The sequence below is a fragment of the Kocuria sp. KD4 genome (genome assembly GCF_011769905.1).
GTDB classification, from domain to species: domain Bacteria; phylum Actinomycetota; class Actinomycetes; order Actinomycetales; family Micrococcaceae; genus Kocuria; species Kocuria marina.
Genome location: NZ_CP050449.1, coordinates 392,388 through 413,770 on the forward strand (window position 1 = coordinate 392,388; position 21,383 = coordinate 413,770).

Annotated in this window: 19 protein-coding genes; 14 read left to right on the plus strand and 5 right to left on the minus strand. The window is 69.6% G+C overall.

From position 1 onward, the window contains the following. The first annotated feature begins 61 nt into the window (after positions 1 to 61). On the plus strand, positions 62 to 550 hold the full coding sequence (locus HBK84_RS01760; protein WP_085106107.1) for an Rrf2 family transcriptional regulator: 489 nt from the start codon (positions 62 to 64) through the stop codon (positions 548 to 550). A gap of 56 nt (positions 551 to 606) precedes the next feature. After that, complete coding sequence (locus HBK84_RS01765; protein ID WP_167318035.1) at positions 607 to 1,797, plus strand: globin domain-containing protein; 1,191 nt, start codon at positions 607 to 609, stop codon at positions 1,795 to 1,797. Between the two features lie 153 nt (positions 1,798 to 1,950). Here the strand turns inward: HBK84_RS01765 and HBK84_RS01770 are convergent, their stop codons facing one another. Continuing rightward, positions 1,951 to 3,360: a phosphomannomutase/phosphoglucomutase gene (locus tag HBK84_RS01770; protein ID WP_167318036.1), complete on the minus strand. Its 1,410-nt coding sequence runs from the start codon at positions 3,358 to 3,360 to the stop codon at positions 1,951 to 1,953. Between the two features lie 79 nt (positions 3,361 to 3,439). On the opposite strand from HBK84_RS01770, the gene manA reads away from it, so the two are divergent. The 5 genes from manA to HBK84_RS01800 all read left to right on the plus strand — a co-directional run bounded on the left by manA (position 3,440) and on the right by HBK84_RS01800 (position 7,931). Further along, positions 3,440 to 4,639, plus strand: coding sequence for a mannose-6-phosphate isomerase, class I (gene manA / locus HBK84_RS01775; RefSeq protein ID WP_167318037.1), 1,200 nt, complete (start codon positions 3,440 to 3,442; stop codon positions 4,637 to 4,639). Between the two features lie 54 nt (positions 4,640 to 4,693). Next, entirely contained in the window at positions 4,694 to 5,287 is a 594-nt protein-coding gene (locus HBK84_RS01780; protein ID WP_240919058.1) for a TetR/AcrR family transcriptional regulator, read from the plus strand. A 199-nt stretch (positions 5,288 to 5,486) separates the two neighbouring features. Beyond that, positions 5,487 to 6,149 carry an SDR family oxidoreductase gene (locus HBK84_RS01785; RefSeq protein WP_167318038.1) on the plus strand — a complete coding sequence of 221 codons (663 nt, stop codon included), beginning with the start codon at positions 5,487 to 5,489 and terminating at the stop codon, positions 6,147 to 6,149. A gap of 241 nt (positions 6,150 to 6,390) precedes the next feature. Then, positions 6,391 to 6,729, plus strand: coding sequence for an acylphosphatase (locus HBK84_RS01790; RefSeq protein ID WP_167318039.1), 339 nt, complete (start codon positions 6,391 to 6,393; stop codon positions 6,727 to 6,729). A 38-nt stretch (positions 6,730 to 6,767) separates the two neighbouring features. Beyond that, on the plus strand, positions 6,768 to 7,931 hold the full coding sequence (locus HBK84_RS01800; RefSeq protein ID WP_240919059.1) for a hypothetical protein: 1,164 nt from the start codon (positions 6,768 to 6,770) through the stop codon (positions 7,929 to 7,931). 204 nt (positions 7,932 to 8,135) lie between these two features. On the opposite strand, the gene purB is transcribed toward HBK84_RS01800, so the two are convergent. Continuing rightward, complete coding sequence (purB, locus tag HBK84_RS01805) at positions 8,136 to 9,569, minus strand: adenylosuccinate lyase (protein ID WP_370520570.1); 1,434 nt, start codon at positions 9,567 to 9,569, stop codon at positions 8,136 to 8,138. 182 nt (positions 9,570 to 9,751) lie between these two features. Here purB and HBK84_RS01810 point away from each other — a divergent pair, with 182 nt between their 5' ends. The 6 genes from HBK84_RS01810 (at position 9,752) to HBK84_RS01835 (ending at position 17,465) form a co-directional block, all read left to right on the plus strand. After that, the gene (locus tag HBK84_RS01810; protein WP_167318041.1) at positions 9,752 to 10,171 is read left to right on the plus strand and encodes a hypothetical protein; all 420 of its coding nucleotides are present in this window, start codon (positions 9,752 to 9,754) and stop codon (positions 10,169 to 10,171) included. Between the two features lie 179 nt (positions 10,172 to 10,350). Then, positions 10,351 to 12,384, plus strand: a complete 2,034-nt coding sequence (locus HBK84_RS01815; RefSeq protein WP_167319091.1) for a hypothetical protein — start codon at positions 10,351 to 10,353, stop codon at positions 12,382 to 12,384. Positions 12,385 to 12,428: 44 nt separating this feature from the next. After that, entirely contained in the window at positions 12,429 to 13,589 is a 1,161-nt protein-coding gene (locus tag HBK84_RS01820; RefSeq protein WP_167318042.1) for a histidinol-phosphate transaminase, read from the plus strand. 94 nt (positions 13,590 to 13,683) lie between these two features. Next, the gene (locus HBK84_RS01825; protein ID WP_085106117.1) at positions 13,684 to 14,865 is read left to right on the plus strand and encodes a thiamine pyrophosphate-dependent enzyme; all 1,182 of its coding nucleotides are present in this window, start codon (positions 13,684 to 13,686) and stop codon (positions 14,863 to 14,865) included. Further along, entirely contained in the window at positions 14,862 to 15,836 is a 975-nt protein-coding gene (locus tag HBK84_RS01830; RefSeq protein ID WP_167318043.1) for an alpha-ketoacid dehydrogenase subunit beta, read from the plus strand. Before HBK84_RS01825 ends, HBK84_RS01830 begins: the two co-directional genes overlap by 4 nt. 54 nt (positions 15,837 to 15,890) lie before the next feature. Continuing rightward, positions 15,891 to 17,465 (plus strand): dihydrolipoamide acetyltransferase family protein, encoded by a 1,575-nt coding sequence (locus HBK84_RS01835; protein ID WP_167318044.1) that lies wholly within the window; start codon positions 15,891 to 15,893, stop codon positions 17,463 to 17,465. A 3-nt stretch (positions 17,466 to 17,468) separates the two neighbouring features. Here the strand turns inward: HBK84_RS01835 and HBK84_RS01840 are convergent, their stop codons facing one another. Next, complete coding sequence (locus HBK84_RS01840) at positions 17,469 to 18,134, minus strand: DNA-3-methyladenine glycosylase I (protein ID WP_167318045.1); 666 nt, start codon at positions 18,132 to 18,134, stop codon at positions 17,469 to 17,471. 220 nt (positions 18,135 to 18,354) lie between these two features. On the opposite strand from HBK84_RS01840, the gene HBK84_RS01845 reads away from it, so the two are divergent. Continuing rightward, positions 18,355 to 18,993, plus strand: a complete 639-nt coding sequence (locus HBK84_RS01845; RefSeq protein WP_167318046.1) for a hypothetical protein — start codon at positions 18,355 to 18,357, stop codon at positions 18,991 to 18,993. A 58-nt stretch (positions 18,994 to 19,051) separates the two neighbouring features. On the opposite strand, the gene HBK84_RS01850 is transcribed toward HBK84_RS01845, so the two are convergent. Continuing rightward, a complete protein-coding gene (locus HBK84_RS01850) occupies positions 19,052 to 20,077 on the minus strand; it encodes a hypothetical protein (RefSeq protein WP_167318047.1) in 1,026 nt (341 codons plus the stop codon). Then, complete coding sequence (locus tag HBK84_RS01855) at positions 20,074 to 21,381, minus strand: sensor histidine kinase (RefSeq protein WP_240919060.1); 1,308 nt, start codon at positions 21,379 to 21,381, stop codon at positions 20,074 to 20,076. Before HBK84_RS01855 ends, HBK84_RS01850 begins: the two co-directional genes overlap by 4 nt. Positions 21,382 to 21,383: the final 2 nt, after the last annotated feature.

A 21,383-nucleotide genomic window follows, 5' to 3' on the forward strand; every position in this document is an offset into this window, starting at 1 on the left:
GACCGGCCGCGCGGCGTCGTCATCGGTGGGCTGAGGACGGGCCGGTGACGAAGGGACAACTGTGCGGCTGACAGCTTTTTCGGACATCGCGCTGCGGGTGCTGCTGCTCATGGGAGGGCTGCCCCCGGACACCATGATGTCCACGCAGCGCATCGCGGACGGCGTGGGGGCGCCGTACAACCACGTGGCCAAGACGGTGGCCAAACTGCGCGGGATGTCCCTGTTGTGCTCGCAACGCGGGCGCGCTGGCGGGGTCATACTCACGGACGAGGGCCGGGAGGCCAGTGTGGGCCAGGTGCTGCGGATCCTGGAGGCGGACACCGCGATCGTGGAGTGCGAGGCGGACGAGGTCGCGTGCCCGCTCAACCACGGCTGCCGGCTGCGCCGGGCCCTGGCCGGGGCGCGTGAGGCCTTCTACCGGGAACTGGACGGCATCACCATCGCGGACCTCGTGAACCCCCGCCAGGTGGGCCCCATCGCGGTGCAACTGGGGCTGCGTCCCCCGAGCGTGCGAACCCCCGCCACCAGGGATGGAGCGTCGGTTCTTTAACGTGCATTTCAAATGCTAAATTGACTCTCGTCACACCGCGATGAGAGGAAATCATCATGCTGTCCCAGAAGTCCCGCCCGGTCATCGAGCAAACCATCGGCGTGATCGCCGAGCGGATCCCCGCGATCACCCCCGAGTTCTACAAGTCCATGTTCAACGCCCGCCCCGACCTGCTGGACGGCATGTTCAGCCGTTCCAACCAGAAGAACGGCACCCAGCCGCAGGCGCTTGCCGGTTCCATTGCGGCCTTCGCCTCGCACCTGCTCAACCACCCGGACTCCTACCCGGACGAGGTGCTCTCGCGCGTGGCCCACAAGCACGCGTCCCTGGGGTTACTGCCCGAGGAGTACCCCACCGTCCACGAGCACCTGTTCGGGGCCATCGCCGCGGACCTGGGTGACGCCGCGACCCCCGAGGTCGTGGCCGCATGGGACGAGGTGTACTGGCTCATGGCGGATGCGCTGATCAAGCTCGAGAAGGGCCTCTACGGTCAGCAGGCCAATGACGTCATGTTCGCGCCCTTCAAACTCGTGTCCAAGGAGGACATCGCCGAAGGCGTGGTGGCGTTCGAGTTCGAACCCGCGGACGACACCCCGCTGACCCGCTCCATCCCCGGTCAGTACGTGACCATCCAGGTCAAGGTCAAGGACGGGATCCGCCAGCCCCGCCAGTTCACACTGGTGCCGTCCCAGGAGGGCCACCGCCGCGTGGTGATCCGCAAGGATCCCCACGGCGAGGTCACGCCCATCCTGCACGAGGACATCAACGAGGGCGACGTCCTGGAGATCTCCAACCCTTACGGTGACGTGGTGTTGGACGAGGGCCACGGCTCGCTCGTGCTGGCCTCGGCCGGCATCGGCACCACGCCCATCGTCGCGTTCCTGGACCGCCTGGCCAAGGAGGGTTCGCAGCGCAAGGTCACCGTGCTGCACGCGGATCATTCCAAGGAACGCTGGCCCGGCCGCCAGGTCATGGAGCGTCTCGTGGACAGCCTGCCCAACGCCACGATGATCACCTGGATGGAGACCCCCGGTGAGGGCGACCACGAGGGCTTCATGAACATCGCGGGCGTGGACCTGGACGTGGACGAGGACACCAACGCGTTCATGTGCGGCCCCCTGCCCTTCATGAAGGCGCTGCGCTCGCAGCTCATCGAGAAGGGTGTGCCGGGGCGCAACATCCACTACGAGATCTTCGGTCCCGACCAGTGGATGCTCCACGACGAGGCGCGCGCCGCGAACGCCTGAGCCTCCCTGACATGACGACGACGCCGCGTGGCCACCTGGGCCGCGCGGCGTCGTCGTGTTCTGCGGGCCGTCCCGGGCAGCCCGCGGCGGGTGCCCGGGGACGGCGTTTCGAGCGGGGGCGCCGCGGGTGGGACCCGCGGCGCCCGGGCGGGCTCAGTCCTGCCGGACGAGCTGCAGGACGGCGTCCCGCACCGACTCCATGGCGGCGGCGTCCGGGGCCTCTACGTTGAGCCGCAGGAACGGCTCGGTGTTGGACGGACGCAGGTTGAACCACCAGCCCTGCTCGGGGTGGGTGAACGTGGTGCCGTCCATGTCCTCGACCTGCACGGCGGGGTCCGTGGCTGCGAAGTGTGCCCGGACGCGGTCCACCGCGGCGGCCTTGTCCTCGATCTCGGAGTTGATCTCCCCGGAGGCCACGTAGGGGTCGTACGTGCGCATGAGATCGCTCAGCGGCGCGTCCTGTTCACCCAGCGCGGCCAGCACGTGCATCGCGGCGAGCATGCCCGTGTCCGCGTTGAAGAAGTCCTTGAAGTAGTAGTGCGCGGAGTGCTCACCGCCGAAGACGGCGCGCTCGGAGGCCATGACCGCCTTGATGAAGGAGTGGCCCACGCGCGTGCGCACGGCACGCCCGCCCGAGGCCTCGATCCGCTCGGGGACCGCCTTGGACGTGATGAGGTTGTGGATCACCACGGGCCGGTCCTCACCCGCGGCGCGGGCCCGGGTGATCTCGCGCTCGGCGACGATCGCGGCCACCGCGGACGGGGAGACGGGATCACCGTTCTGGTCCACCACGAAGCAGCGGTCGGCGTCGCCGTCGAACGCGAGCCCGATGTCCGCACCGTGCTCGCGCACGGCCCGCTGCAGGTCCTCGAGGTTGGCGGGCTCGAGTGGGTTGGCGGGGTGGTTGGGGAATGTGCCGTCCAGCTCGAAGTACAGCGGGACGATTTCGAGCGGCAGCGGGTCCAACAGTGCGTCCCCGAGCACCGCCGGAGTGGTCAGCCCGGCCATCCCGTTGCCCGCGTCCACCACGACCTTGAGGGGGCGGATCCCGGAGAGGTCCACCAGGCTGCGCAGGTAATGGGCGTAGTCACCCAGTACGTCCCGACGCGAGACCTGGCCGCGGTGCTCGGAGGCCGGGATCTCCCCGTCGTCCAGGTAGCGCTGCGCGACGTCGCGGATCTCGTACAGGCCGGTGTCCGAGGAGACGGGGACGGCTCCGGCCTTGGCCATCTTGATGCCGTTGTACTCGGCCGGGTTGTGGCTCGCGGTGAAGGTGACGCCGGCGCTGTCCAGGGTGCCGCACGCGAAGTACAGCTCGTCCGTGGAGATGCTGCCGATCACCGTGACGTCCGCACCGCGGCGAGTGGCGCCGGCCGCGAACGCCTCCACGAACTCGGGGGAAGAGGGGCGCATGTCGCCACCCACGACCACCCCGGAGCCGGCCAGGCCCAGGACGTCCACGAACGCGGCACCGGTGGCGCGCACGCTGTCCGCGGTGATGCTCTCGCCCACGATGCCGCGGACGTCGTACGCCTTGAATGATGAGGAAAGATCTGTGGTCACCGTCCCGATTCTACGTGAGCGGGATCGGTGAACCCCGGTAGTCCGGCGTTTTCCGGGGCGCTGTGGTTACATGTTCGACATGGCCGAGTTCTTGAGGATGACCAATCCGATCCAGCACTACGCGTGGGGATCGCGATCGGTCCTCGCCGGCATGCAGGGGCGCTCCACACCCACCGAGGAACCCGAGGCCGAGCTGTGGATGGGTGCCCACGCGAGCGCTCCGTCCCGGGTGACCCTCGACGGGGTCCAGCGCGGCCTGGACGAAGTGGCCCCCGACCTGCCGTTCCTCCTGAAGATCCTCGCGATCGCGGCGCCGCTGTCCATCCAGGTGCACCCGTCCGAGGAACAGGCCCGTGAGGGGTTTGCGCGGGAGAACGCCGCGGGCGTCGCGCGGGACTCCGCGCACCGTAATTACAAGGACGAGCGCGCCAAACCGGAGACGGTCGTGGCGCTGTCACCCATGTGGTTGCTCGCGGGTCAGCAGGATCGGGCCGACCTGAAGCGTCTCTCCCGGGAACTAAACCTCCCGTGGCTCGCGGACGCCGCGGCGTCCGAGTGTCCCGTGCAGTACGCGCTCGAGCTCGCCGACGACGCCGCTGCCGCCGCCGTGCGCGCGTGCGTTACCGCTGCGGATACCACCCCGGCCACCTCGCCCCGCGGCGAGGACGCGGACAAACCCCGGTTGTCCGCGGAGGCGGATCCCGTGGAACGCGCGACGCACCTGATCCGGTTGTTGACCCACCACTACCCGGGTGACCGGGGTCTGCTCGTGGCCCTGTGTATGAACATGGTGCACCTGGCCCCCGGCCAGGCCCTGTTCACCCCGGACCGACAGGTGCACGCGTACCTCAGCGGCACCGCGGTGGAGATCATGGGGTGCTCGGACAACGTGCTGCGCGCTGGTCTGACCGCCAAGCACGTGGACGTCCCGGAACTGCTGAGGGTCATGGCCACCGCCCAGCAACCCGTGAGCGTCCTGGAACCGCGCGAGGCCGAGGACGGCGTGGTGCGGTACACGCTGTGGGACCCCGCCCTCTCCCTGGCCGCGGTGCGCGTGAGCCCGCAGCGCCCCGTCACCCGGGAGCTCGCGGGGGTGTGCATGGTGCTCGTGACCGAGGGGGACGTGGAGGTCTCCGCGCGCTCTGCTGGTGACGCGGACGCGGAGGGTGCGCGAGCGACGTCGGGCGAGTCCCTGATCTGCCTGGAGACCCCGAGCACGGTGACCCTGAGCGGGGACGGGCGCGTGTTCCTCGTGGAGGCGGTTACGCCCGCGCGCTGAGGGTTTCGGGTCTCACCCTTTAGGTTGTCGCGTAATTTCCTGTTTGAGCGTTCAATGGATGGGCACCCTTTCTACGACCCTGACATTGGAGCGCACATGGACCGGCGGATCGAACGCACCCGTGCGGCCGTGGTGGAAGCCGCCGTCGAACTGGTCGCGCGCCGGGGCTCCCAGGTGGGGATGACCGAGATCGCGCAGGCCGCGGGGGTCAGCCGCAAGGCCGTGTACGAGAACTTCGGCTCGCGGGACCAGGTGCTGCTCGGCGCCACGCAATCCTTGCTGGCCCGCCTCCCCCTGGACCCGAGCGCCCTGCAGAACCGCGAGGCCAGTCCGCTGGACCTGGTCCTGCCCCCGCTCGTGGCGCACCTGGACGAGCACCAGGAGTTCTACCGGGCCATGCTGTGCGGGCCCGGTCCCTCCCTGGCACGTGGGGCGGTCGCGGAACACGCCATGACGGGTCTGCGCAGCCTCCGGGAGGATCGCGAGAGCGGGGAGGACCGCGGCGTCGTCGAGATCCGGGACCGGTTCGTGGTCCACGGCCTACTGGGCGTGCTCGCGGACGCACTCGCCGAACAGCAGGAGGCAGACCTGTCGACCCTCGCCCGGGTGCTCAACGCGAGCCTCGCCAACGGCGGCCTCGAGAACTGAGGTCCCGCAGGGTGTGACGGGCCCGTGAGGCCGAGGCGTTCCGGCCCCGCCGGGCGCGGCGGACCCCCATATCGCGCGGCGGCAGGGGGACCGGGTGGGCCTCGGGGATTCGGAATAATCCGCCGCTGACGCATGCTGTACTGGATGTCGGGGGCACGCGCTGTCCCCGCGACACCCGTTCCGACAGGAAGGACCCGCAATGTCCGAGATCACGATCATCGGTGGCCACGGCAAGGTGGCGCTGCAGCTGAGCCGATTGCTGTCCACGCAGGGGGACACCGTCAACGCGGTGATCCGCAAGCGGGAGCAGAGCCAGGACGTGGAGAACACCGGGGCAACACCGGTCGTCGCGGACGTCCAGGAGTTGGACGTTGAGGCCATGACGGAGCTGTTCTCCGGCCAGGACGCCGTCGTGTGGTCCGCGGGCGCGGGCGGGGGCGACCCCGAGCGCACGTATGCCGTGGACCGGGACGCCGCGATCCGTTCCATGGATGCCGCGCAGGCCGCCGGCGTCACGCACTACGTCATGGTGTCCTACATGGGCGCCGGGCAGGACCACGGGGTCCCTGAGGACAACGACTTCTACTCCTACGCGCAGTCCAAGGCGGACGCGGACGACCACTTGCGCGCGAGCTCCCTCGAGTGGACCATCCTGGGCCCCGGGGCGCTCACCGACGACGACCCCTCGGGGGAGATCACGCTGGGCCGCGCCGGCAGCGACGACGAGAAGAAGACGGCACGCGGCAACGTGGCCCTCGTGGCCGCCCGGGTGCTCGCCGATCCGCGGGGTACCGCCAGGAAGTTCATCGAGTTCTCCGACGGTGACACCCCGATCGCACAGGCGCTCGAGAACCTGGGCTGATCTGCAGCCTTTGTCAGTCGTGATCGCCCGGTCCGTGGCGGGCCCCACCGGGGTCCGCGTGGGCCGGGCGATTTTTCACGCCCGGTCGCGGCAGATCGGGCCCCGCGAATCAGGCCCTGATGGTTCGGGCTCCGGCAGCTCGGCCCGACAGTCGGCCCCGGTGCCCGGTCCTGATAGCCGCTCCCGACCTGCGGGCCCTGTCTGCCGGGTGGCTGCGACCGGGGTCTTCTAGGCTGGGGGCATGGAGATGCCGTCGATTCATCCCGCCGCGTCAACCGGCCGCAATCAGGACAAGCTGGACCTAAACGGGACCATCGCGCTCACCGCCGTGGTGCACGGGACCGTGCAGGGCGTGGGGTTCCGCTACTGGTGCTGGCGCCAGGCCGAGAAACTGGGACTCGTGGGAAGTGCCACCAACAACCCGGACGGCACCGTGACCGTCGTGGTCGAGGGTCCGCGCTGGGCCGTGGGTGAGCTGCTGCAGGTGCTCATCTCCCGGGACACCCCCGGTGCGGTGATCACCGTGGACGAGCACTTCGGCCCGCCCACGGGGGCGTTCACCGACTTCAGCACGCACTGACCCGCGGGCGGAGTTCACCTGCCGTTGATCTGCGCTTCGTGGCGCGGCACGCGGACATCGTGAACATGTCCTTCGTGCGCAGTGCGGACGATGTCGCGGATCTGCTGGAACAGCTGTCCGAGCTCGATGCCACGTCCATGGACGTGACCCTGAAGATCGAGACGGTGGGCGGTTTCGAGCAGCTGCCCATGATGTTGCTCGCGGCCATGCGGTGGCAGGACTCCGGGGTGAGCCGCGCGTGGGACGGGGCCGTGGCGGCGTCGTCGGCCGCGCGCATGATATGCGCCGGGGGTCGGGCACACCGAAAGCGCTGCGCGCTGTGGAATAGTAGTGCTGATGTGTTCGGCGGTACCCGCCGAACACCCCCAACCCGTTTCGAGGAGTGGTCGTTGATGGACTTGAACCCCCTGAACAAGGCGTTCGACGAGAACGGCAAACCCAAGCCCGGTGTCAACAAGTTCCTGGACCATGTGCTGCGCATCCAACAGCCGTGGGTGGTCAAGGCGCTCAAGCGGGAGCGTGCGCAGCACCCCAAGGAGACGCCCGCCCAGATCGCCAAGCGCGCCGAGAAGCTCTACCTGCGCTCCGTGACCGTGGGCGGCGGCGCCGTGGGTGCTACCGCGGCGGTCCCCGGGATCGGCACCATCGCGTCCCTCGGGCTGTCCTCCGCCGCCGTGGCGGGTTACCTGGAGGCTACGGCCCTGTACGCGCAGGCCATGGCCGAACTGCACGGGGTGGAGCCCAAGGACGAGCAGCAGAACCGGACCATGATCATGGCGCTCATGCTCGGCGAGGACGGGAGCGCGCTCATGGGCCAGTTGCTGTCCAGCTCGTCCGCGAGCAAGAGCCTCACGAGCAAGTGGGGCCTGATGCTCGGCAAGTCCCCGGACAGCTCCCAGCGCTTCGACGTGGGCCGCTCGATCCGCAACATGTTCGTCAAGCGGTTCCTGGCCCGCCAGTCCGGCGCGGTGCTGGGCCGCGCGCTGCCGTTCGGTCTGGGGGCCGTGGTGGGGGGCGGCGCCAACCTGGCCATGGCCCGCCAGGTCATCAAGGCCTCACGCGAGGCCTTCGGGGATTTCCCGGACGAGTTCCCGCCCAACCTTGCCCTGGGTGAGCGCGCGGAGAAGTTCGAGGACGGTTCCCCCGACGGTGATCGGAAGGAACTGGAGTCCGACGCGAAGGGCCGGAAGAAGCGCAAGTAGGGCGCGCAACCCCGGGAGGGGTCATGCGGTGCCCGGCGGCGCTCGTGAGTTCCGCCGGGCCTCCCGAATACATCTGTGTCCCGGAACAGCACGTGATCACGCGTGGAGCGTGCTGTTCCGGGACACAGGTGTTTGGTGCTGCCTCGGCCCTGCCCGGAGCCGCTCCGGGGGCGGGACCGGGCGGCGTCGGGCCGGGCCGGCGGCTCAGTCCAGGTAACGGTCCACGAGCTGCTCGGCCAGGCCCGTGTACTGCCCGGGGCCCAGCTCGCTCAAGCGCCGGGCGGTGTCCTCGGAGAGGCCGAGGCCCGCGATGAACTCGCGCATCCGGTCGGCGTCCACGCGGTGGCCGCGGGTGAGTTCTTTGAGCCGCTCGTAGGGGTTGTCCATGCCCTCGCGGCCCGCAATGGCCTCGGCGCGCATGGCGGTCTGCACGGCCTCGCCCAGGACCTCCCAGTTCTGGTCCAAGTCCTCGGCGAGCACCTCCTGTGCCACGTCCAGGCGGTCGAGGCCCTTGAGCACGTTGGACACCGCCAGCAACGAGTGACCGAACGCCACCCCGATGTTGCGCTGGGACGAGGAGTCCGTGAGGTCCCGCTGCCACCGCGAGGTTACGAGGGTTGCGGCGAGCGCGTCCAGCAGCGAACACGAGATCTCCGCGTTGGCCTCCGCGTTCTCGAAGCGGATGGGGTTGACCTTGTGCGGCATGGTCGAGGAGCCCGTGGCACCCTCCACCGGGATCTGGTGGAAGTAACCGATCGAGATGTAGGACCACACGTCCGTGCAGAGGTTGTGCAGGATCCGGTTGAACCGGGCCATGTCCGCGTACAGCTCGGCCTGCCAGTCATGGGACTCGATCTGGGTGGTCAGCGGGTTCCACGTGAGCCCCAGGTGGCTCACGAAGGACCGGGAGGTCTCGGGCCAGTCCGTGTCCGGGGCCGCGGCGGTGTGCGCTGCGAACGTCCCGGTGGCGCCGTTGAGCTTGCCCAGGAACTCGGTGTCCGCCACGCGCTGCACCTGGCGGCCCAGGCGGTGCGCGAACACTGCGAGTTCCTTGCCCAGGGTCGTGGGCGTGGCCGGCTGGCCGTGGGTGTGAGACAGCATGGGGGTGGCCTTCGCGTCCCGCGCCATCGTGGCCACCGCCGCGACCAGTTCGCGCGCCGCGGGCAACCACACGTGGTTGATCGCATCGCGGATGCCGAGCGCGTAGGAGAGGTTGTTGATGTCCTCGGACGTGCACGCGAAGTGCACGAGCGGCGTCAGGTGCTCGAGGCCGAGCCCCGGCAGCCTGCGCCCGATGTAGTACTCCACCGCCTTGACGTCGTGCACCGTGACGGCCTCGATCTCAGCCAGTTCCGCGACCGACGCGGCGTCGAAGTCCGCGACGATCGCGCGCAAACCGCTCTTTTGCTCATCCGAGAGGGGTTCCAGACCCGTGAGCGCTCGCTGCTCGCACAGGTGGATGAACCACTCGACCTCCACGTGCACCCGTTCGCGGTTCAGCGCCGCTTCCGAGAGGTAGTCCACCAGCACGGCGGTCTGGGGGCGGTAACGGCCGTCCAGCGGTCCCAGCGCGATGGCGGGTGACTGCTGGCTCAGGGCCACACGTCCGGAGGGGAGGGTCTGCGCGGTGTTCGACATGGCCCTCATTCTTTCACGCGCCGGGGCGCCCCTCCCCGCGGTGAACGTCCTGCACCGCGGTCCTCGGGATGGCCGAGCAGGGCGTGGATACACATGCTTCCGGGGCCGCCCGAGCACAGGATCGCCGTTCCCTAGCCTGGTCGCGTGGCGCCCGCGTGGTGGGGCGCGGGAAGGAACCGGTCATGTCACAACTCGCGAGCCCGGTGTTCCCGGGAACGTCCCCATCGGCGGTCTCGGCGCTGGTCCACGAACGGCTCTGCATCGTGGCACGTCATTACGACGACGCCGCGGAGCACCTCGCGGGGCTCGCCTCCCGGATCGCGTCCCTCGCGGAGACCCACGGTGCGTGGCAGGGCCCGGGTGCCAGGTCCTTCCGGGCCCGCGCCGATCGCCACGAGCAGGAACTGCGAGACGTTTCGCACCGCTGTCGTGAAACTGCTCAGCTCGTGCGGACGGGGGCGGCCGCGCTCGCGGAACGGGTCGCGGCTGTCGAGAGCATCGCCCAGATGGGAGCTCCCATGGCCGCGGCACTGAGCACGGTGCTGGGCGTGGGACTCGCGACGGGTCACGCTGCGAGCGCGTCGTGGGGCGGGTCGCCGTGACCGCGGCGGCGCGGACGGCGCTGGGCTCGAGCACCGGATCTTCGGAGGACGCAGCTGTGCCGGCCGCGGGTGAGGAACAGGCCGGGAGGTCGGCCGTGCCGGTGGCGGGAGGTGGCCCCGCCGCCGTGCCGGTTGCGGAAGATGCGGCCGCCTCGTCTCCGCGGGACACTGCCGTGAGCATGGAACACGGCGTGACCGAGGTCCACGGGCGGGCCGAGGACCTCCAGAGCGAACTGTTCACCCCTGGTTCCGGGGAACGCCCCGCGCCGGACGGCCACGCGGACCCGGAACGGGTCGCAGCCGCCGTCGAGGGCGCGAGAACCAGCATGGAGGTCTCGGGTGGCGTCCCGGGCGGCACCGCGGTCATGGTGGACACGGACGTCATCTCGGGGATCGAGGGCTCGCTCACCGCGGTGGTCGAGACCGTGGGCGGCGTCCTCGCCGGGCTCGTCCCGGTCACCGCCGAACTGCACCTGTGGTCCCTCACGGGGCAGCCGTCCCTGGCGGGTGCGGGGGCGCTCGCCGATCTCGTGAGCCGCGACCTGCTCGCGCAGATCGCCGCACTGGAGGCCTCTGCCGCGCGACTGGTTCTCGCGCGGCAGAACTACGAGACCGTGGAGAGGGCATTGACGTCCCTCCTGGCGGGGCGGGTGTGGGGTTTGCCCCTGTACGGTGTGACCCGCCCTCTGGCCCGGGATGGCGGTCGGACCCTGGAAGACCTGGACGTCGCACTGGCTCGCGCTGGGATCGACTCACCGCACGAGTTCCTCGAGCGGGTCCAGCCGTGGCAGTACGGACTCCTCATCCGGGGAGGTGGTCCGCGCGGGACCGACGCCCTCATCCGCGGGCCTGGCCTGGACGATCTCATGGATGGGCTGCTTCAGTACCCCGTCGTGCCCGGCGGGAGTGCCTCCGGGTCCCACACCGTTCCGGGAGCCGGTGCAGGCACCCCGGGAGCCGGTGCGGACGCACCAGGGCCCGGCGTCGTCGCGGCGAAGCCGGACGGGAGAACCGGCGGTGCGGCGTCGTCGGCGCCGAGGCCCTTAACGCTGGGCCAGCACGCGCGAGCGCTGGCCGTGGGGTGGCTCACCGCGTACGGCAGGTCCGAGAAGACCACTGGGGGCGCGGGCGACCCGTGGCGGGATGCAGCGGGGGAGGAACCCGGGGTGCTCGGGGCCATGCTCGCGCCCGCCTCGGCCGCCGTGCTGTCGGTTTCTCTGGCGGGCATCGCGTGGTACACGCCGTATCGCAAGGGGCGCCGGTTGACCCCGGCAGAGGCCTTCGACCGCGGTGTGCCGGCTGCTCTGCGACCGGTACTCGCCCCGCGCGCGTTACGTGAGGCACGCCGGGAGGTGTTCACCGGGGTGGCCGCCGCGAACGCGGCCCGCCACCACATGACGGGCATGCCCGAGCGACCGCTTCCGGCCGGGGTGCGGCACGCGGGAGCCGTGCCCACCACGATCGCGGGGACCGCCGCGGCGCTCAAGGACGCCAAGAACATCGTCTCGGGCGCGGGCCCGGACGGGGCGCAGGTCGAGAACAGCACGGTCATGGTGCAGAAGGCCACGGACGGGAACGGGAGGACGGCGTACTCCGTGGTGCTGACCGGGACCGAGAAGTGGGAGGACAGTCCCGGCGTGCATGATCTGAAGGGGATCGGGCAGGGCATCACGGCGCAACCGGACGCTGCACTCACCGAGCTGCCCCAGGCGCAGCGCATGGCCGTGCAGGCGCTGCAGGACGCGGGCATCCGCTCCGGGGACACCGTGGTGCTCACGGGCCACAGCCTGGGCGGGATCGACGCCGCTGGGCTGGCTGCCAACCGTGCGTTCCGTGAGCGTTATGACGTCGCCGCGGTCACCACGTTCGGTTCGCCCGTGGGGGACTTCGAGATCCCCGAGGGCACGTCCGTGATGGCGGTGGAACACGTGGACGACGTCGTGCCCACCCTGGACGGCGTGCCCAACCCGGATGCCGACCACCGATCCACGGTGCGCGTGAACACCCCCTATCAGGATGCGCTGACCCTGAAGCAGGGGTTCAGGGGGATCGGGGCGCATGAGATGTACGTGTACACGGTGGGCGCCCAGGGGATCACCGATTCGCGGCACCCGGTCGTGGTGGCCCACGAGCAGCGGCTCGCGGACGCGGTGCCCCATGGGCCCGGGACGCGCACCGAAACGTACGTCTACCAGGGACGGGAGGAACACTGACGCACCGACGAAGTGGGGCGGTCCCTGGCGTTAGCATGGCAGCTATGGAAACTTCCACGCCCGCTTTCGGATCGCAGGGGTTACCGCAGCGGACCACGCGCGTTACGCCGCGGGCGGTACTCGGCAAGCTCCCCGCGTACGCCGCGGGCAAGTCGGCCGCCGAGATCCCCGGTCTCGTGGCCTACAAGTTGGCATCCAACGAGAACCCCTTCGGTCCCGTTCCGGCTGTCCGGGAGGCGCTCGCGTCCTTCGACGCCTACAACCGCTATCCGGATCCCGCCGCGAGCGCCCTGCGTGAGGCCCTGGCGCAGTACCTGGACGTCCCCGCGCAGGACGTCGTGGCCGGTGCGGGCAGCCTGGGCGCACTCAACCAACTGCTCGCGGCCTTCGCCGGTTCCGGGGAGGACGGTCGCCCGGACGAGGTGATCCACGCGTGGCGCTCGTTCGAGGCGTATCCGATCTCGGTGGGTCTGGCCGGCGCGCTCGGCGTGCAGTTGCCCAACCTCCCGGACGGCTCGCACGATCTTGACGCGATGGCCCGCGCCGTCACCGACCGCACGCGGGTCATCCTGCTGTGCACCCCCAACAACCCCACGGGCCCCAGCCTGCGCGACGACGCCGTGCGCGAGTTCCTGAAGCGGGTCCCGTCCCACGTGGTGGTCGTCGTGGACGAGGCGTACTGGGAGTTCCAGCGCGCCGAGGGCCTGGCCGACGGCATCGAGCTCTACCGTGATCACCCCAATGTGGTCTCCCTGCGCACGTTCTCCAAGGCCCACGGTCTGGCCGGGCTGCGGGTGGGTTACACCGTGGCCCAGCAAGAGGTCACGCAGTACCTGCGCCAGAGCGCGCCGGCGTTCAGTGTCACGGAGGTGGCCCAGCTCGCTGCGATCGCGTCCCTCACGAACATCGACCAGGTCGAGGAGCGGGTCCAGCGGGTCGTGGACGAACGGGAGCGCGTGCTGCGCGGACTCGACGACCTGGGGTGGCAGTACCCGCCCACCCAGGCGAACTTCGTGTGGCTGCCCCTCGGGGAGCACGGCGAAGCGTTCTCCCAGCTGTGCGATCAGCACGCCCTGTCCGTGCGGCGTTTCGGTGCGGAAGGGGTGCGCGTGAGTTTTGGGGAGCCCGAGGCGAACACCCGGTTCCTGGAACTGTGCGCCGCGTTCCCGCACCCCAGCACCATGCCCCTGCCTGGGCAGCCCTGAGACCGTTACGAGTACCGAGACCCCCGCGCACGCCCGGATCGCCGTGACGGTGGCGAGACGGCAGGCGAGGACAGCGGAAGGACCGACACCACCCATGGCATCACGCACCCACGCAGGCGCCGTGCCCAGCACGCTCCCGCGTCATCAGATCCTGGACGAACAGGGGGCGATCGCGGACGATGCCCTGTTGTCCCCGTACGTCGCGGACGTCACGGTCGAACAGTTGCAGCACCTCTACCGTTCCATGACCGGGGCGCGGCGCGTGGACGAGGAGGGTACCTCGCTGCAGCGTCAGGGCCAGCTCGTGCTGTGGGTGCCCCTGCGGGGTCAGGAGGCCGCCCAGGTCGGTTCTGTGTGGCCCACGCTGCCCACCGACCGGATCTTCCCGTCCTACCGCGAACACGCCGTGGCCTTAGAACGCGGTGTGGCGCCGTCCGATCTGATGCGGTTGTTTCGCGGCATCACGGCCGGGGGCTGGGACCCGGAGAAACACAACCTGAACCTCTACACCATGGTGCTCGCCTCCCAGGTCCCGCATGCGGTGGGTTACGCCATGGGAACCGCCCTGGACCGCAAGGCCGCCCAGGATGCGGGCACTCCGCCGGAAACCGCCCCGGAGGCCGTCATCGCGTACTTCGGGGACGGTGCGAGCACCGAGGGTGAGATCCACGAGTCCATGGTCTTCGCGGCGTCCTACGACACCCCCGTGCTGTTCTTCATCCAGAACAACCAGTGGGCCATCTCGGTCCCGTTCGCGACCCAGTCCCGCGTGCCCCTGGCCACGCGCGCGGCCGGTTACGGCTTCGAGGGGTTGCGTGTGGACGGCAACGACATCCTGGGCGTCGTCGCGGCCACGCGGTACGCGCTCGAGAAGATCCGCGCGGGAGAGGGGCCCGTGCTGATCGAGGCGGAGACCTACCGCATGGGGGCCCACACCACGGCGGACGATCCCACCAAGTACCGCGAACGGGACGAGGAAGAGCAGTGGGGTCACCTGGATCCCGTGGACCGGCTGCGGGCCCACTTGCGGGACGCCCACGGGGTCGAGGACGAGTTCTTCGAGACCGTGGCGCGCGAGAACGACGAGATCGCGCAGCGCATGCGCGCGGACGTCCTGGCCATGACCCCGCCCCGGTTCGAGGACTCCTTCGCCAAGGCGTACGCCGAGCAGCATTCACTGGTGGACGCCGAACGCGCCGAGTACCTGGACTACCAGGCGGGCTTCGCACCCCAGGACGAGATGGACGACCACGACACCCGAGGAGCCGGCGCGTGACACAGCTGACCGTGGCCAAGGCCATCAATGCCGGGCTCGCACGGGCCATGGAGGAGAACCCCAAGGTCATGCTCATGGGGGAAGACATCGGCTCCCTGGGCGGCGTGTACCGCGTGACCGAGGGGCTAAAGTCCAAGTTCGGTGCGCACCGCGTGCTGGACACACCCCTCGGTGAGGCGGGGATCGTGGGCACCGCGGTGGGCCTCGCCGAACGCGGGTACCGGCCCGTGTGCGAGATCCAATTCGACGGGTTCACGTTCCCGGCGTTCAACCAGATCACGACCCAGCTGGCCAAGATCCACGCCCGCTCGGACGGGCAGCTCACGGTTCCCGTGACGATCCGCATCCCGTACGGAGGTGTGATCGGCTCCGTGGAACACCACTCGGAATCCCCGGAGGCGCTGTTCGCCCACACGGCGGGACTGCGCTTGCTCGCGCCGTCGAACGCGCAGGACGCCTACTGGATGTCGCAGCAGGCCATCGCGTGCGACGACCCCGTCATCATCTTCGAACCCAAGCGCCGGTACTGGCTCAAGGGCGAGGTGGACGAGAAGACTTCCCCGGGGGACCCTTTCAAGGCCTCCGTGATCCGCGAGGGTGAGGAAGCCACGATCGTGGCGTGGGGACCGCTCGTGCCCGTGGCGCTCGCCGCCGCCGAGGCCGCCCGGGAGGACGGGCGCAGCGTGGAGGTCATCGACCTGCGCAGCCTGTCACCCATCGACTTCGACACCGTCACGGCGTCCGTGCGCAAGACGGGTCGCCTGGTGATCGCCCACGAGGCCCCCACGTTCGGTGGTCTGGGCGGGGAGATCGCCGCGCGCGTCACCGAGCGTGCGTTCTACTCGCTCGAGGCTCCCGTGCTGCGCGTGGGCGCCTACCATCTGCCCTATCCTCCCGCAGCCGTGGAGGAGAACTACGTCCCGGATCTGGACCGGGTGCTCGAAGCACTCGACCGGTCCTTCGCCTACTAGAGCATCCACCCCACCGTGATCCGGCGCGGACACGGTGGCCCGGAGGGAGAAGTCATGTCCCAGGTATTCACACTGCCCGACGTGGGTGAGGGTCTGACCGAGGCCGACATCGTGGCCTGGAAGGTGTCCGAGGGGGACACCGTGTCCGTCAACCAGGTGCTCGTGGAGATCGAGACCGCCAAGTCCGTGGTGGAGCTGCCCTCGCCGTTCGAGGGCACGGTCCAGGAGATCCTCGTCGTGGAGGGGGACACCGTGGAGGTGGGCACGCCCATCATCTCCGTGAGCTCCGCCGACGACGCTCCCGCCGGTGCCACTGACCCCGGCTACACGGGTTCCGCCCCGGAGGACGGTCTGGCCGACGCCCCCGCGCCCGACACCGCCGCGTCGACCGGTGAGGACGCGACGTCCGGTTCGGGGCGCAGCATGGACTCCGCCCAGGGCAAGGCCCTCGTGGGCTCGGGGCCCAAGGCGGACCCGGTGCGTCGGCGGCGTCGTACCCGCGTGGGCATGCGCACGGACGCCGAGGCGCCCCAGGGTCTGAGCGCCTCGACCTCCCGCGCCGACGACGCCGCGGGGCCGGCCGACGAGCGCAAGCACGGTTGGGCGGACCGGTTGTCCCGCACGGGACTGGGAAGTGCCGCCGTGGACCTCGCGGAGAAGGCCGGGAAGATCCGGGACCGCGGGGAGTCCTGGTTGAAGTCTCGGGACGAGGGTGCCGAACAGAGGCCCGCCTCGGCGTCGATCCCGCGCCGTCCGAACCTGGCCAAGCCCCCGGTGCGCAAGGCGGCCAAGGAGATGGGCATCGATCTCGCGGACGTGCAGGCCACCGGCGACGGCGGCCAGGTCACCAAACGCGACCTGCTCGCCTACGCGGCACACCTGCGCGAGGTGGAGGACGGCCCGGACACGTTCTGGACCCACACCGGCCAGCCGACCACCGCGCGGGAGGAACGCATCCGCGTCAAGGGCGTGCGCAAGGCCACCGCCCAGAACATGGTCAAGTCCGCCTTCAGCGCGCCCCACGTGTCGATCTTCGTGGAGGTGGACGCCTCACGGACCATGGAGTTCGTCAAGCGGCTCAAGCAGTCCCCGCACTTCGAGGGTGTGAAGGTCACGCCGCTGTTGATCCTGGCCAAGGCCGTGATCTGGGCGGCCGCCCGCAACCCGCAGGTCAACGCCACGTGGACCGACACCGAGATCATCATCAAGCGCTACATGAACCTGGGCATCGCCGCGGCCACGCCCCGGGGTCTGCTGGTTCCCAACATCAAGGACGCGCAGGACCTCAGCCTCCGGGAGCTGGCGATCGCCCTGCACGAGCTGACGCAGACCGCGCGCGCCGGGCGCACCCAGCCGGGGGACATGCAGGGTGGGACGCTGTCCATCACGAACATCGGTGCGCTAGGCATCGACACGGGAACCCCCATCATCAACCCCGGTGAAGCCGCCATCGTGGCCTTCGGGACCATCAAGCAGAAGCCGTGGGTCGTGGACGGGGACGTCATCCCGCGGTGGATCACGACCCTGGGGGGTTCCTTCGATCACCGCGTGGTGGACGGTGACCTCTCCGCGCGGTTCATGGCGGACGTGGCCCGGATCCTCGAGGAACCCGCTCTGCTGCTTGACTGATGCTCAGCCGCCGTCGCCCGGCTCCGTGCGGAAGCACCCGGCGAGGTGGCCCGGTGCCCGGCCGATGCGCTGCAACCATCGGTAGGCGGTGACCGGGCCCACCAGCACGATGCCGTGGGATCGCAGCACCTGGGACAGTCGGCGGGACTCCGTGGAACTGTCCGGGAGTTCCAGCGCGTTGTCCGGCGCCGCTTCCGGGGCGTCACCCGGGAAGGGCACCCCGGCCTCCTCGAGCAGCGCGAGCCACCGGTCCATGTCCCAGTCCCGGCACACCTCCGCGTTGTGGATCACGGCCTCGATCTTGGCGCGGTTGCGGATGAGTTCGGCGTTGACGAGGAGGTCGTCCACGTCGTCCTCGTCGAACAGGGACACGCGGGCGGGTTCGAGATCGGCCATGTGGAGGTACCACGAACCGTGGCGCGCGGACTGCGACCACCGGGCCAGCCCCGAGTCCACGAGTTCCAGGGTGAGCGTGGCGAAGTACTCGTCCGCGCTCGAGGGGGCCGTCCCCCAGTCGTGATCGTGATCCGCGAGCGCCCCGGGTGTGCTCACGGCCCACGGGCAGCGCCGCAACCCGTCCCCGCAGTGCACCACCCGGAAGGCGGTGTGGGGCGTGGAACGTGAGGTGTCCTGGGCATCTGCCGAGGTGGTCTCCGATGAAGTCGTCATGGCAGCACGCTAGGGCGGGTGGTGTCCTGTGATCCGCGCTCGCGGGCCCCCGGGTATCACCGGGGTGTGAACCCGCCCGGCGGGCGCGCTGTGCAGGGCGATTGCCGCGGGGCGGGACCGTCGTGGATGAGGCGAGTACATGGTGGGCGGGGCCGGTCCATGGCGGGGTCCGGCCGGTGCCGGGGGGGGGTGCTACAACTACAGCTTTTCCCAATTCGCGGTGGGTACGGACGCGAACGGGCTGACGGGCACAGCCATCTCGCAGGTGAACGCGCCGTCCGCCACAGTCACCACGAGAGTTGTCCGTGGCGGCAAAGCTGGGGCGGTGAATCCGCGCAGTGTCGGCCCGTCAACCGGGATGTACAGTTCGAAGTTCAACGGCAAGATGGATTACCAAGGCGAGCAGAACGGCTACCCGACGAGCACAGCCCCTTATCCCATCTCGGGGCTCACCCAGGCATCTCCCGGGCTCGTGCTGAACATCGGGTACAACACGACCACCAGGGTGACGTTCGAATTCCCGGTCCCACTGACGTCGGCGAGCATCACCATCCTGGACATCACCCGGTTAAACAGCACCCTGTCGAGTGGCGCATACCAGTACACAGACACCGTGACGATCGATCAACCCTGGGTCATGACGGAGGACTTGACGTCCGCCAACGCGACGAGGGGTGCTGCGGGGGCCACCTTTTTTCGTTCGGCGGAGTACGTGAGTTCACAGACGAAAACGGTACGGAACGTCATGAGCACGAATACGACATCGCGGTTCTCGTCTCTGACCTTCACCTATGCGGCGCCGGTCGCGGGCGGGTGGGAGTTCCTCGCCATTCCCAGCATCAGCTTCTGCGTGGCCTGACCGGGAGACGCAGCGCCGTGGCGTCGTCATGCGGAATGCACGCTCGAGGCATCCGGGCTCAGAAAACGGAAACGGCCCCCGTGCCGTCTGCGATCTCCACGGCCACGGGATCGGCGTCCGGGTCCTGGGAGTCGTGGACGATGAACACCGCGGTGGGGTCACCCGGGGGCAGGGCCCGCACGGTCACGGCGCCGGAGCGGGCGTCCGCGAGGATCGCCGAGAGCTGCTGTGTGGTGGCTTCCAGAACCTCGGGCGACGGAGCACTGCCGCGCTCGTCCAGGATGTCCACGGTGATCCCCCGGGCACGTGCCGCGCGGGTGAGCTCCAGGATGTAGGGCGTCGCGATGGAGCGACCGCGGATGCTGTCCCGCAGTTGGGCCTCGGTGAGGCGGAACTGCTGGACGTCGTAGTCGGTCACCTCGGAGGAATCCTTGGCGATCTGCTCCAGCAGCCCACCGGCCAACCGGCGGACCTCGTCCACCCGCCGGTTGGAGGCGTAGCGCATCCCCTTCTCGGCCTCGTCGCGGCTGCGCGCGGTGGCCAGTAGGCGCTGGGTGTCCTGTCTGCGCCGCATGAAGAAGTCGTACTGCCGCTCGACCATCCACGTCACGAGCACCACGGCGATGCCCACCACGTGATATGCCTCGATGGGCATGATCACCCCGTTGACCACGGGCCACCGGCTCACGGACAACACCGTGACACCGAGCCACACCGCGAAGGCCCAGCCGGGGCGGCGTCGCATCCCCAGGCCGAACAACAGGGCGATAAACCCGAGATGGAACCACGGGGTCTGTCCCGCCTGCAGCGTCACAGGGGTCGCGGCGTAGCCCTGCTGGGCGGCCGCCAGGAACAGGACGGACGTCAACGCGGTGGGGATCAGGGGGAACTGGGAACCGTCCCAGCGGGGTAGCGCGATGATGGACCCGGCCAGCGCGTAGTTCACCACGGACACGGCCAACTGCTCGGGTCGGATGGAATCCTGGAGGTAGCCCACGGTGGCCACGAAGGGTGCGCAGAATGCCGCCAGCAGGATGAAGCGCATGTAGCGGTGGGCGAAGACCGCGCGCGTGGACCCGCTCATGCCGTCACATCCTTGGGCCACACCAGCGTCACACGCGTCCCACGCCCCGGTGCGGTGTCCAGGGACACTCGTCCGCCGATGGACTCAAGGTTCTCCACGATGGACACGCGCACCCCGAGCCGCCGGTTGGGGACGTCGTGGTAGTTGAAGCCCCGGCCGTCGTCACTGATCGTGAACCGCAGGAAGAAGCCCTCGGGATTGGTCCCGCTGGCGGGGCACAGCTCACCCTCCATCGACACGGTCGTGTACTCACTGCCCGAGTGCCGGGCGCTGTTGGACACCGCTTCCGTCACGGCCTGGGTCAAACCGTGCGCCACGTCCGCGGGGACGAACACCCGCGGTTCGCCCACGGGCCGCATGGGCGCCCGCAGGTTGGTGAATCGCACACGTGCGCGCCACGGGGCGAGGGCCTCCATGAGCTCGTCCATGAGCACGTGGACCATCACGGTGTGGTTCGCGGAGGAGCGGTCGGACTCCTCGGCCAGGATGTCCAGGGCCCGTGCGGCGAGCTGGCGCGTGCGCTTGGGTAGGACACCCCGGGTGCGGGACGCGTCCAGCAGGGCGGCCATCACGTTGTCGTGGATCAACCGGTCGATCCGCTCCTGGTCGGCGGTCTCCGAACGGCTGCGCCGCAGCGCGAGCGTCTGCGACAAGGCCTCGGCGTAGGCGATGTCCATGCGCTCGACACCGTGCTTGCCGACGGTGAGGACCACCACGAGCATGAGGCTGAACACCATGCGGGAGAGTCCCGCCGTGAGCCATGACTCCGGGATGGGCTCCGCGGTGATGAGCAGGGCGGAGATCAGGGCGTACACGCCCTCGTTCATGATCATGTACAGGATGGCGGCTGTGGGGCTCCACAGCACCGCCGCCGCTCCCACCGCCAGGATGATGAACCCCGAGATCCAGGGGTTCTGGGGCATGGGCTCACCCGTCCACGCGAGCGGCAGGGCCAGGATGGCCGCGGAGACCACGGCCGTGTAGGCCAGGAACACCCAGGGGCGCACGGAATGACGCAACCCGTAGAACAGGGTGAGGCCGGTGAGCACCGCGAGCGCCAACAGGAAGATCGTGTACCACCCGTGGAGGGAGTGCTGCTGTTGCGCGAAGATGGGCAGCGCCTCGATCAGATGGGTCACGGCGAACACGCCGAAGCCGATCATCGCGAACCAGTGGGCGCGGTAGGTGTTCAGCCCGAGCTCGTCCGGGGCGGTGGTCGCGAAGAAGCGCTTCCACCGCAACCGTGTGTTGACCGTCCGGTAGGAGCGGGCCCGGCCCTCCGGTGGCCTCCCCAGCAAGATCACGG